This window comes from Klebsiella sp. 2-CIP_Kleb., from assembly GCF_050378715.1.
Lineage (GTDB): Bacteria > Pseudomonadota > Gammaproteobacteria > Enterobacterales > Enterobacteriaceae > Klebsiella > Klebsiella quasipneumoniae.
In genome coordinates this window covers 210,889-223,543 of sequence record NZ_JBNRLG010000008.1, presented here as the reverse complement: position 1 = coordinate 223,543, position 12,655 = coordinate 210,889, and the positions used below count along the sequence as shown (strand labels likewise).

Genomic DNA, 12,655 nt, shown 5'->3' with positions numbered 1-12,655 from the left:
GATGACAACGGCATCTCCATCGACGGCCACGTTGAAGGCTGGTTCACCGACGATACCGCCAAACGCTTTGAAGCCTACGGCTGGCACGTGGTGCGCGGCGTTGACGGTCACAACGCTGACGCCATCAAACGCGCGGTAGAAGAAGCGCGCGCGGTTACCGACAAACCGTCCCTGCTGATGTGCAAAACCATCATCGGTTTCGGTTCGCCGAACAAAGCCGGTACCCACGACTCCCACGGCGCACCGCTGGGCGACGCCGAAATCGCCCTGACCCGCGAAGCGCTGGGCTGGAAATACGCGCCGTTTGAAATCCCGTCTGACATCTATGCGCAGTGGGATGCCAAAGAAGCCGGCCAGGCGAAAGAAGCGGCATGGAACGAGAAGTTCGCTGCCTACGCCAAAGCTTTCCCGCAGGAAGCCGCCGAATTCACCCGCCGCATGAAAGGCGAGATGCCGTCTGACTTCGACGCCAAAGCCAACGAGTTCATCGCGAAGCTGCAGGCCAACCCGGCGAAAATCGCCAGCCGTAAAGCCTCGCAGAACGCCATCGAAGCGTTTGGCCCGCTGCTGCCGGAATTCCTCGGCGGCTCCGCTGACCTGGCGCCGTCCAACCTGACTCTGTGGTCTGGCTCTAAGCCGATCAACGAAGACGCTGCCGGGAACTACATCCACTACGGCGTGCGTGAGTTCGGTATGACCGCGATTGCCAACGGTATCGCGCTGCACGGCGGTTTCCTGCCGTACACCTCCACCTTCCTGATGTTCGTCGAGTATGCGCGTAACGCGGTACGTATGGCGGCGCTGATGAAACAGCGTCAGGTGATGGTCTACACCCATGACTCCATCGGTCTGGGCGAAGATGGCCCGACTCACCAGCCGGTAGAGCAGGTCGCTTCCCTGCGCGTGACCCCGAACATGTCCACCTGGCGTCCGTGTGACCAGGTTGAATCCGCAATTGCGTGGAAATATGGCGTTGAGCGTCAGGACGGCCCGACCGCGCTGATCCTGTCCCGTCAGAACCTGGCGCAGCAGGAGCGTACCGCAGAGCAACTGGCGAACGTGGCCCGCGGCGGTTACGTGCTGAAAGATTGCGCCGGCCAGCCGGAGCTGATCTTCATCGCCACCGGTTCGGAAGTTGAGCTGGCGGTGGCCGCGTGGGACAAACTGACTGCCGAAGGCGTGAAGGCGCGCGTGGTCTCCATGCCGTCCACCGACGCGTTCGACAAGCAGGATGCGGCTTATCGTGAATCCGTACTGCCGAAAGCCGTGACCGCGCGCGTTGCCGTGGAAGCCGGTATTGCTGACTACTGGTTCAAATACGTTGGCCTGAACGGGGCGATCGTTGGCATGACCACCTTCGGTGAGTCTGCGCCGGCTGAGCAGCAGTTCGAAGAGTTCGGCTTCACCGTCGACAACGTGGTCGCTAAAGCGAAAGCGCTGCTGTAAATCCCCACCGCTATCGCCCGGCCCGGTGTCGGGCGATACGCTCCCTGAGTAATGATCTTCCGGTCATGCGTTCGTCTTCTCCTTCCTGAACCATTTACCACTCTATTTTGTGCGTGACCGCTGATTTCTGTACGTTTTTTTGTGCAGACCGGCAAATGTAGACCAGATTCAATAGGCGCCCGCGCGATCGCGCCGCACCCCTCAATTCCGCCGGAAGTCTGCAAAGGAGACCCCGCCATGCCGTCACCGATGATTTATCAGGATCTCACCACCACCGCGCTGCTCAGCCATGCGGCGCAATACCACAGCGAGACCGAGATCGTCTCGGTGAGCGCTGGCGGTGAGAAGGAGCGCAGCAGCTGGGGGGAGGTGGCCAGCCGCGCTCAGCGGCTGGCGTCGGCGCTGGCATCATTGGGGCTGCCACCGGGCGCCCGCTGCGCCACCCTCGCATGGAACAACCGTCGCCACCTGGAGATCTATTTTGCCGTCGCCTCCGGCGGCTGGGTAACGCATACCGTCAATCCGCGGCTATCGGTTGACCATCTACTGTATATCCTCAACGACGCTGCCGACGAAGTGCTGTTCTTTGATCAGACCTTTTTGCCGCTGGTGACGCAGCTGCTGGCGCAGCTGCCGACGGTGAAACACGTCGTGCTGATGGAGCCGCGCAGCGAAGCGGCGCTCAGCCAGCTGCCCTCATTGCTGTTTTATGACGATCTGTTGCAGCAGGGGACAGTAGACTACCGCTGGCCGCAGTTGAATGAACTGACGCCGGCCTCGCTCTGCTATACCTCGGGAACCACTGGCCGGCCGAAAGGGGTGTTGAATACCCATCGTTCGCTGGTCCTGCACGCTTTGAGCGGCAATCAGCCGGACGCCGCCGGGATATCGGCCAGGGACAGCCTGTTGCCGGTGGTGCCGATGTTCCATGTCAACGCGTGGGGGACGCCGTTTATCGCCGCCATGGTCGGGGCGCGGCTGGTGCTGCCGGGGCCGCACCTCGATGGCGACAGCCTGCTGCAGCTGCTGGCTGCCGAGAAAGTAACCGTGGGGTTTGGCGTGCCGGTGATCTGGGCCGGCTTGCTGGCGGCGATGCGTCGGGCAGACGTGAGAATGCCTGAATTCAAACGTGCGCTGGTTGGTGGCTCCGCGCTGCCGCCGTCGATGGCCGAGGCCTTTCAGCGCGATTACGGCATTGCGCTGACCCACGCCTGGGGAATGACCGAAACATCGCCTATCGGCACCATCAACACGCTGTTGAGCAAACATGACGCCCTCCCGGCACAGGAGCAGCAAAAGCAGCGTACCGGTCAGGGGCGGCCTATTTTTGGCATCGAGCTGCAGGTGGTCGACGTGGATGGCGAACCGTTGCCCCGGGATGGTCAAAGTCAGGGGTATCTGCAGGTGAGGGGGCACTGGGTGGTAGAGCAATACTATGGTCAGGACGAAAGCGCCCTGACCGCGGCAGGCTGGTTTGATACCGGCGATATCGGTAAGCTCGACGCCAATGGTTATCTGGTGATCAGCGATCGGGCAAAGGATATTATCAAGTCCGGTGGCGAGTGGATCTCCACCGTTGAGCTGGAGAATATTGCCATCGCGCATCCGGCGGTACGCAGCGCGGCGGCCATCGCCGCCCGCCACCCGCGCTGGGACGAACGGCCGGTGCTGCTGTGCGTCCGCGCGGAAGGGGGGGAAGTGGAGGAGAGCGATCTGCTGGCCTGGTTTGAGAAACGGGTGCCTAAATGGCAGATCCCGGACCGGGTGATATTTGTCGATGCGCTGCCGGTCAGCGCCACGGGTAAGGTGCTTAAAAACCAGCTGCGCCAGGCCTACGGGGAAATTTTAATGAGTGAGGGACAATGAGCCACGCGCGACCCGGTCTGACGACCTGCTCTCAGTATGACGCAGCGCTGCACGCCTTGTCGGCGGCGCGCCAGCGCTGGGCGGAAACCTCAGTGAACCGTCGTCTGGCGCTCCTGCGCCAGATCAAGGATGCCCTGGCCAGCATAGCGCCGGCGTGGGTGGAGGCGGCGGCGAGGGCTAAAGGGCTGCCGGCGGGGGATCCGCTGACGGGCGAAGAATGGCTGGCGGGCCCCTGCGCGCTAATGGTCGGCTGCAACGGGCTTATCGCCACCCTGGAGCAACTGGAGGAGAAAACCTTTCTGCGGCGGATCCCGCTGAGGACGCTGGCGGACGGCCGGCTGGCGCTGCGGGTGGTGCCCGGCACGCTCTGGGATCGGCTGCTGCTCTCCGGTATTCGCGCTGAAATTTGGATGCAGCCGGGAGTCACCCGGGCCAATCTCGATCGCTGCGCGGCAGCCGCATACGACACCCCGCCGGCCGCGCGGCAGGGCAAGCTGGCGCTGGTACTCGGCGCCGGAAATGTGGCCTCTATCGCGCCGCTGGACGTGTTACACAAGCTGTTTATTGAAAATCAGGTCTGCCTGCTGAAGCTCAACCCGGTGAATGATTATCTGCACGATCTGCTGGCTCAGGCTCTGGCGCCGCTGATCGCCATGGATGCGCTCCGCATTGTCACCGGCGACGCCCGGGCGGGGGCGTGGCTGACCACCCATCCCGCTGTCGATGAGATCCATATCACCGGATCGCGGGAGAGCCATGACGCCATCGTCTGGGGCGACGGTGAGGCCGCTCGCCAGCGTCGGGCCGCCGGGACGCCGCTGAACCCGCGCCGGGTGACCTCAGAGCTGGGCGGGGTCAGCCCCACCATTATCGTCCCCGGGCCATGGAACGAGGCGGATATCGCTTTTCAGGCGCAGCAGCTGGCGACGCAGAAAATGAACAACGGCGGGTTTAACTGCGTGGCCAGCCAGGTGCTGATCCTGCAGCAGGGCTGGGAGCCGGCGTCGGCCCTGCTTAACCAGCTGTACCGGCTGATCGCCGCCAATACCCGCCAGGACTATTACCCCGGTGCGGAAAACCGGTTGACTAACTTTCGCCTGCGCGCCCGCCAGCCGCTGGAGATAGCGCGCGGCGATGCGCTGCCGTTGATTGTGGCGAACACCGAGGATGACCCCGACTTCTGCCAGCAGGAGGTCTTTGGTCCGGGGCTGTCGATCACCAGCCTTGAGGCCGACAGCGCGGAAAGCTTTCTGCGTCAGGCGATCGGCTATGCCAATCAGCGGCTGCAGGGCACGCTGGGAGCCAATATTGTGATCCACCCGCGCACCCGTAAAGCGATAGGGCGTAAGCGTTTTAACGCGCTGATCGCCGAGCTGCGCTACGGCACGGTGGCGATCAACTGCTGGAGCGGGGTAGCCTTCCTGTTAGCCCCTTGCCCGTGGGGGGCGTTCCCTGGCCATACGCTCGACGATATTCAGAGCGGGCGGGGCAAGGTGCATAACAGCTTTATGCTGGAGAAAACCGAGCGCACGGTGATTGAGGCGCCGTTTCGGCCGTTTCCGCGCAGTCTGTGGCATGGCGAACTGACGCTGATGCCTTTGCCGCCCTGGTTTATTACCCACCGGGGGCAGGAAGCGGTGGCGCAGCGGCTGGCGGATTTTTACCATCGGCCGCGCTGGCGCAAGCTGCCGGCGATCCTCTGGCGCGCGCTGAGAGGCTAAAGTGAGGGCAAAAAAAGGGCGGAACCGCGGTTCCGCCCTGCGGGATTAGCGGCCCGCTTTCAGCTTCTGGTAATACTCTTCATAAATGGTGCTGGCGCTGCCGACGTCATTCTGCCATTCGCCTTTTTCGATGGTGGCGGCGTCCGGATAGAGCGATTTATCGTTGGCCACTGCCGGGCTGAGCATTTTGCGCGCCGCCAGGTTTGGCGTGGGATAGCCGATGGTTTCCGCGACCTGTTTGGCGACATCCGGGCGCAGCAGGAAGTTAATCAGCTTCAGCGCGCCGTCGACGTTCTTAGCATTTGCCGGAATCGACAGGCTGTCCATCCAGAAGATGCCGCCTTCTTTCGGCCAGATCACTTCCAGCGGAGTACCGGCCTGGCGTGCGACGTAAGCCGAGCCGTTCCATACCATCCCGAGGTTCACTTCGCCTTCCATATACGGGTTCGCCGGGTTATCGGAGTTAAACGCCGCGACGTTGGGCATCAGTTTTTTCAGCTCGTTATAGGCGGCTTCAATCTCTTTCGGGTCGGTCGTGTTGCCGGAATAACCCAGCTTACGCAGCGCCATCTGGAACACTTCGCGTGCGTCGTCGGTTAGCAGCAGGCTACTTTTGTATTCCGGTTTCCACAGGTCGGCCCAGCTGGTGACGGTTTTCGGATCGATAGCGTCGCTGTTGACGCCGATAGCCGTCGCCCCCCAGATGTAGGGGATGGAGTAGTCGTTATTCGGGTCGAACGGTTTGTTCAGCATCTGCGGATCGAGGTTGCTGAAGTTAGTCAGCTTGCTCTTATCGATCTTCTGCAGCATACCTTCTTTGCGCATCTTGTCGACGAAGTAGGTCGACGGGACGACCAGATCGTACGCTCCGTCTTTATAGGTCTTGAGTTTGGCGTACATGGTTTCGTTCGACTCGTAGGTCGAGTAAATAACCTTGATGCCGGTCTCTTTGGTGAACTGCTCCAGCAGGCCCGGCGGCACATATTCGGTCCAGTTGTAGAAGTAGAGCGTTTTGCTGTCGTCCGCGTGGGCAGCGCTCATGCCGATTGCCAGAGCGCCCGCCGCGAGCAGGTGGCGTGACCATTTTTTCATTTTAACGTCCCCTGAGTTTTATCACGTGCAATTAACTGACTGGCGATGACCATCACCAGCGACAGAACCAACAGTATCGTTGCCAGGGCGTTCACCTCTGGCGAAACGCCGACCTTGACCATCGAATAGATCTTCAGCGGCAGGATTTCATACCCCGGACCGGTGACGAACGAGGAGACCACCACGTCATCCATCGACAGCGTGAAGCTCAGCAGCCATCCGGCGGCCACCGCCGGCAGGGCCAGCTGTAGGATGATTTTACGCAGGATGGTCATCTCGCTGGCGCCCAGATCTTTCGCCGCCTCCAGCATCCGCACGTCAAAGCCTTTCAGCCGGGAGTATACGGTGACCACCACAAACGGCAGGCAAAAGGTGATATGCGAAAACAGCAGCGACCAGAAGCCAAGCTGGACGCCAATCAGCATAAACAGCACCAGCAGGGAGATAGCCATGACAATATCTGGCGACATCATCACTACAAACAGCATACCGCTAACGAACGGTTTGCCGCGAAAGCGATAGCGATACAGCGCCACGGCGGTCAGCGAGCCGATAAGGGTGGCGAAGGTCGCCGAAAGCACCGCCATGGTCAGCGAGTGCTGGGCGGCCTGCAGCAGGCTATCGTTGTTCATCAGCAGGCTATACCAGTCGGTGGTGAACCCCTGCCAGTTGATGCCGAAGCGCGACCGGTTAAATGAGTTAACGATCAGGATAATAATAGGGATGTAGAGATACGCGTAGATGGCGGTCATAAAGCCGCCGCGCAGCAGTCGACCGATCATTCCAGCTCCACCTTTTTATTCAGCAGGCGCGCCGCGCGCCAGTAAATCAACAGCATCAGGCCCATCACCAGGGTTAAGGTAATGCTGGTTGCCGCGCCGAACGGCCAGTCGCGAATATTGAGGAACTGGCTCTTGATCACGTTGCCGATCAGCAGGTTCTTGGCGCCGCCCATCAGGTCGGAAACGTAGAATAGCCCCATCGCCGGCAACATCACCAGCAGGCAGCCGGCGATGATCCCCGGCATGGTTAGCGGAATGATGATGCGGATAAACGTCTGCAGCTTGCTGGCGCCGAGATCTTTCGCCGCTTCCAGCAGCGGACGGTCCAGTTTCTCAATGCTGGAGTAGAGCGGCATCACCATAAACGGCAGCAGGATGTACACCAGGCCGATAATCACCGCCGACGGGGTGAACATAATGCGTATCGGCGTGTCGATCACTCCCAGCCACAGGAGAAACTCGTTCAGGTAGCCTTTGGTGCTGAGGAAAATCTTCAGCCCGTAGATGCGGATCAACGAGTTGGTCCAGAAGGGAACGATCAGCAGGAACAGCAGCAGGGGGCGCACCTTCTGCGGCAGCCGGGCAAGGAACCACGCAAACGGGTAGCCCAGCGCCAGGCAGGCGAGGGTCGCCAGCAGCGCCATGTTCAGCGAATGCAGCAGCACGTCGTAATAGAGCGGATCCAGCAGCCGCGAGTAGTTGTCCAGCGTGAAGACCAGCTTGACGAAGTTAGCGTCGTCGCGGGTCAGGAAGCTGGTGGCGATGATCATCAGATTGGGCAGAAAGACAAACAGCACCAGCCAACCGACGATGGTGGCGATCACCACATTCTGGAATTTACTGGTGTTCTTCATCGGCCAGCACCACCTCCCAGCTCTCTACCCAATTGATAGACATTTTCTGATCAAGAGAGTGGTCGAAATCCGGGTCGTCTTCGTTAAAGAATTCGCTGACCATCACCATTTTGCCGTTTTCCAGCTCCACCACCGACTCGAGGGTCATGCCCTTATAGTTGCGCTCGCGGACATAGCCTATCAGGCCGTCGGCGTCGCTGTTGTGGTGGATCTCATCGACGCGCAGATCTTCCGGGCGCAGCAGGACATGCAGGCGCTGGCCGGCCTCCACCGCAAAATTGACGGTGATGTTGCATTCACGCCCTTCCACGCTGGCCCGCACGCGCTGTTCGTCGAGGCGTTCAATGACCGTGGCGTCGAAGATATTGATCTCGCCGATAAAGCTGGCGACGAACAGGTTTTTTGGCTCTTCGTAGATCTCGCGCGGGGTGCCGTCCTGCTCAATTTTGCCATCACGCATCACCACGATGCGATCGGACATGGTCAGGGCCTCTTCCTGGTCGTGAGTGACGAAGACGAAGGTGATGCCGAGCTTACGCTGCAGCGCTTTCAGTTCGTTCTGCATCTGCTTGCGCAGCTTGTAATCCAGCGCCGAAAGGGACTCATCGAGCAGCAGCAGGCGCGGTTTGTTGACCACCGCGCGGGCGATGGCCACGCGCTGCTGCTGGCCGCCGGAGAGCTGGTGCGGTTTGCGCTGGGCAAAGGCCTCCAGCTGCACCATCTTTAAGGCATCCATCACCCGCGGTGTGATTTCCGCCGCCGGGGTTTTCTGCATCCGCAGGCCAAAGGCGACGTTCTCGAACACCGTCATATGCGGAAACAGGGCGTAGCTTTGGAATACGGTATTAACGTGGCGGTTTTCCGCCGGAACATGAGTGATATCGTGATCTTCGAGATGGATCCGTCCGCTGTCGACGTTTTCCAGGCCGGCAATAAGGCGCAGAACGGTGGTTTTACCGCAGCCAGAGGGGCCAAGCAGGGTGAGAAACTCACCATTGTTGATGGTCAGGTTAAGGTTATCGATGACCGTTTTACCATCAAAGCTCTTGCGAATTCCCGCCAGATGCACCAGCGGCGAACGCGAACGCGGTTGTATATTCAATTTTTGACTCTGTCCCATGTAGACGCAACGGAAATTTCCGGCCGCTGCGGGGTTTGTGATTAACCACCTTTGGGGTTGCACGTTTTTAATAAGGGCCAGCATTCTACGGCAAACGAGGGTAATCGCCAATCCTTGATACGCCCGCATAGTCTACCTTTACACCATAACGTCGGTTCCGTTATTAAATTTCGCTTTACGGGCTAAAAATGACCTGACGCAATATTTGTCTTTTCTGGCTTATCAATAATGTTGTCACAAAAGAAGAGGGTGGCTACATGGATAAATTGCTTGAGCGTTTTTTGCAGTACGTTTCTTTGGACACGCAGTCGAAGCCTGGCGTTCGTCAGGTCCCCAGCACGGAAGGGCAGTGGAAGCTGTTACGCCTGTTGCAGGCGCAGCTGGAAGAAATGGGACTGGTCAAGGTAACGCTGAGTGAAAAAGGGACGGTAATGGGAACCCTGCCCGCCAACGTTGAGGGCGATATCCCGGCCATCGGCTTTATCTCTCACGTCGACACCTCCCCGGATTTCAGCGGCAAAAACGTTAACCCGCAGATTGTCGAAAACTATCGCGGCGGCGATATCGCGCTCGGCATTGGCGATGAGGTGCTCTCTCCGGTGATGTTCCCGGTTTTGCATCAGCTTTTGGGGCAGACGCTGATCACCACCGACGGGAAGACGCTGCTGGGGGCGGACGACAAGGCCGGCATCGCCGAAATCATGACCGCGCTGGCGACCCTGCAGGCGAAAAACATCCCCCACGGCGATATCCGCGTGGCCTTCACCCCCGATGAAGAGGTGGGAAAAGGGGCGAAGCATTTCGACGTCGAGGCCTTTGACGCCCGCTGGGCCTACACCGTAGATGGCGGCGGGGTCGGCGAACTGGAGTTTGAAAATTTCAATGCCGCCTCGGTGACCATTAAGATCGTCGGCAACAACGTGCACCCCGGCACCGCGAAAGGGGTGATGGTCAACGCGCTGTCGCTGGCCGCGCGCATTCATGCCGAAGTGCCGGCCGACGAGGCGCCGGAGACCACAGAAGGCTATGAAGGCTTTTATCACCTCACCAGCATCAAAGGCAGCGTCGATCGGGCCGAGATGCACTACATCATCCGCGATTTTGACCGCAAGCACTTTGAGGCGCGCAAGCGCAAGATGATGGAGATCGCCAAAAAGGTGGGCAAGGGGCTACATCCGGACTGCTATATCGAGCTGGTGATCGAGGACAGTTATTACAACATGCATGAGCAGGTGATCGCCCACCCGCACGTGGTCGATATTGCCCGCCAGGCGATGGTGGACTGCGATATCGAACCGCAGATGAAACCGATCCGCGGCGGTACCGACGGCGCGCAGCTCTCGTTTATGGGACTGCCGTGCCCGAACCTGTTTACCGGCGGCTACAACTATCACGGCAAACATGAGTTTGTCACCCTGGAAGGGATGGAGAAAGCGGTGCAGGTGATCGTGCGTATCGCCGAGCTGACGGCGGCACGAACAGGGAAATAACCTTCGCAACCAGACCGGTCATTCTGCTTGTCGCATAAGATGCCGGATGGCGGCTTCGCCTTATCCGGCCTACGGTCCAGCCGGTGAGCGCAGAACCCGTAGGCCCGGCAAGCGCAGCGCCGCCGGGCGGTGAACAGCAGAGCGGGCACCTGTCTACATGCCGGATGGCGGCTTCGCCTTATCCGGCCTACGGTCCAGCCGGTGAGCGCGGAACCCGTAGGCCCGACAAGGGCAGCGCCGCCGGGCGGTGAACAGCAGAGCGGGCACCTGTCTACATGCCGGATGGCGGCTTCGCCTTATCCGGCCTACGGTCCAGCCGGTGACCGCAGAACCCGTAGGCCCGGCAAGCGCAGCGCCGCCGGGCGGTGAACAGCAGAGCGGGCACCTGTCTTCATGCCGGATGGCGGCTAACGCCTTATCCGGCCTACGGTCCAGCCGATGACCGCAGAACCCGTAGGCCCGGCAAGCGCAGCGCCGCCGGGCAAAAGCAATAAGGCTAATACTGAGGAGGGAACCTCACATGTCTGATTATCGTCGCAGTTATATCCCCGGCGGCTGCTGGTTCTTCACCGTTAACCTGCAAAATCGGCGCAGCGATCTCCTGACGCGGCATATTGCTCATCTGCGTGCCGCTACAGCGTTTGTTAAAAGCAAAAAACCGTTTCTGATTAACGCCTGGGTCGTTTTACCAGAGCATATGCACTGCATATGGACCCTGCCTGAGGGGGATACCGATTATTCCGGTCGCTGGCGGGACATTAAAAAAATGTTTACCCGAGCGCTGGCGCAGCACCATATCTGGCAGCCGCGATTCTGGGAACATACCATCCGTAATGAAGAAGATTACCGGCGGCATATGGATTACGTTTATATCAATCCTGTTAAGCACGGTCATGTCCGTAGGGTGCAGGATTGGCCGTATTCGACCTTTCATCGCGATGTGCGTCAGGGAGGGTATCCGCCGGATTGGGCGGGTGAGGTAAGCGAATTTGATGCAGGCGAGAGGCGATAATGCTCGGGTAAGACATTGTCGCCATCGAAACCACAAAGTGCCGGATGGCGGCTTCGCCTTATCCGGCCTACGGTCCAGCCGGTGACTACAGAACCCGTAGGCCCGGCAAGCGCAGCGCCGCCGGGCAGGATGGAGACTCAGTCGCCAAAGAACCAGTAGCCGCTGTTGACCAGCGCCGCCAGCATGGCGAGGAAGGAAGGATCTTCCAGCGCATCGCCAAAATGGTCGGCGCGCAGCGTCAGGTGGGTAGCTAAGGCGTCCAGCGCCGGACGGTGCGGGGAGTTGATCTTCTCCCCATTGACGAACACCTCGCCGTCAATGCGCAGCACCCGCAGGCCGCCCAGGCGTTCCAGGGTATCGCCCTGCTGCAGGGCATCATAAATCTCGTCAGGCTGATACGGCGGCTCCGGCGGCGCGACGTCAAGTTCATGACGCGACTGGGTGATAAACTCGCCGAACCACTGCTTAAAGTGCTCCGGTTGGTTAATCAGCCCCAGCATCATCTCGCGCAGGCGGTCGAGTTCGGCCGGTAAAATATCCGCCGGATGGTCGCGCGACGGCACGTCCGGATCGGCGTAGCGCTGGCTGCCCAGTTCGCGCTGGAGAACGTAGTCGGCAAATCCGCTGAACAACTCGCGGGCATTCGGCGCGCGATAGCCGACCGAATAGTTGAGCGAGTTTTCCAGCGAATACCCCTCATGCGGGAATCCTGGCGGAATATAGAGAATATCCCCCGGCTCCATCTCTTCATCGATAATCGCCTCGAAGGGGTCAACCTGCAGCAGGTCCGGATGCGGGCAGTGCTGTTTCATCGGCACTTTTTCCCCGACGCGCCAGCGTCGACGGCCGGTGCCCTGAATGATAAACACATCATACTGATCCAGATGCGGGCCGACGCCGCCGCCCGGTACTGAGAAGGAGATCATCAGGTCGTCGATACGCCAGTCCGGCAGGGCGCGGAACGGATGCATCAGCGCCGCAGACGGCTCATGCCAGTGGTTAACCGCCTGCACCAGCAGGGACCAGTTGTTTTCGCTCAGGTGATCGTAGCTTTCGAAGGGACCGTGACTGACCTGCCATTTTCCATCCTGATGGCTGACAAGGCGGCTATCGACCTCGCTCTCCATGGCCAGTCCAGCCAGTTCGTCCGGGCTCAGCGGGTCGATAAAATTGGCGAAGCCGCGCTTCAATACCACCGGCCGTTTTTGCCAGTAGCGTTCGATAAAGTCGGGCCAGTTAAGCGTTAATTGATAATCCATATTGATATTCCAC

Annotated in this window: 10 protein-coding genes; 5 read left to right on the top strand and 5 right to left on the bottom strand. The window is 59.9% G+C overall.

Annotation, left to right across the window (positions count from 1 at the left end; translation table 11 throughout):
* The 3 genes from tkt to ACQUTP_RS22865 form a co-directional block, all read left to right on the top strand.
* The coding region (tkt, locus tag ACQUTP_RS22875; RefSeq protein ID WP_428902442.1) for a transketolase at window positions 1-1,446 on the top strand (1,446 nt) is incomplete at its 5' end.
* A gap of 237 nt (window positions 1,447-1,683) precedes the next feature.
* Window positions 1,684-3,312: a long-chain fatty acid--CoA ligase gene (locus ACQUTP_RS22870; protein WP_085846252.1), complete on the top strand. Its 1,629-nt coding sequence runs from the start codon at window positions 1,684-1,686 to the stop codon at window positions 3,310-3,312.
* Window positions 3,309-5,033: an aldehyde dehydrogenase family protein gene (locus tag ACQUTP_RS22865; RefSeq protein WP_285756127.1), complete on the top strand. Its 1,725-nt coding sequence runs from the start codon at window positions 3,309-3,311 to the stop codon at window positions 5,031-5,033. Before ACQUTP_RS22870 ends, ACQUTP_RS22865 begins: the two co-directional genes overlap by 4 nt.
* 45 nt (window positions 5,034-5,078) lie before the next feature.
* Here ACQUTP_RS22865 and potD read toward each other — a convergent pair whose 3' ends face one another.
* The 4 genes from potD to potA are packed head-to-tail and all read right to left on the bottom strand — an operon-like array spanning window position 5,079 to window position 8,881.
* On the bottom strand, window positions 5,079-6,125 hold the full coding sequence (gene potD / locus ACQUTP_RS22860; protein ID WP_032455835.1) for a spermidine/putrescine ABC transporter substrate-binding protein PotD: 1,047 nt from the start codon (window positions 6,123-6,125) through the stop codon (window positions 5,079-5,081).
* Window positions 6,122-6,907 carry a spermidine/putrescine ABC transporter permease PotC gene (gene potC, locus ACQUTP_RS22855; RefSeq protein WP_428902443.1) on the bottom strand — a complete coding sequence of 262 codons (786 nt, stop codon included), beginning with the start codon at window positions 6,905-6,907 and terminating at the stop codon, window positions 6,122-6,124. The genes potD and potC overlap by 4 nt, the downstream gene beginning before the upstream one ends.
* A complete protein-coding gene (gene potB / locus ACQUTP_RS22850; protein ID WP_004150812.1) occupies window positions 6,904-7,761 on the bottom strand; it encodes a spermidine/putrescine ABC transporter permease PotB in 858 nt (285 codons plus the stop codon). The genes potC and potB overlap by 4 nt, the downstream gene beginning before the upstream one ends.
* On the bottom strand, window positions 7,745-8,881 hold the full coding sequence (potA, locus tag ACQUTP_RS22845; RefSeq protein ID WP_004150811.1) for a spermidine/putrescine ABC transporter ATP-binding protein PotA: 1,137 nt from the start codon (window positions 8,879-8,881) through the stop codon (window positions 7,745-7,747). The genes potB and potA overlap by 17 nt, the downstream gene beginning before the upstream one ends.
* A gap of 257 nt (window positions 8,882-9,138) precedes the next feature.
* On the opposite strand from potA, the gene pepT reads away from it, so the two are divergent.
* Together pepT and ACQUTP_RS22835 are read left to right on the top strand one after the other, a co-directional pair.
* Window positions 9,139-10,371, top strand: coding sequence for a peptidase T (gene pepT / locus ACQUTP_RS22840; RefSeq protein WP_004206633.1), 1,233 nt, complete (start codon window positions 9,139-9,141; stop codon window positions 10,369-10,371).
* A gap of 520 nt (window positions 10,372-10,891) precedes the next feature.
* A complete protein-coding gene (locus tag ACQUTP_RS22835) occupies window positions 10,892-11,383 on the top strand; it encodes an REP-associated tyrosine transposase (RefSeq protein WP_048294486.1) in 492 nt (163 codons plus the stop codon).
* Between the two features lie 137 nt (window positions 11,384-11,520).
* On the opposite strand, the gene ACQUTP_RS22830 is transcribed toward ACQUTP_RS22835, so the two are convergent.
* Complete coding sequence (locus ACQUTP_RS22830; protein ID WP_004206634.1) at window positions 11,521-12,642, bottom strand: cupin domain-containing protein; 1,122 nt, start codon at window positions 12,640-12,642, stop codon at window positions 11,521-11,523.
* Window positions 12,643-12,655: the final 13 nt, after the last annotated feature.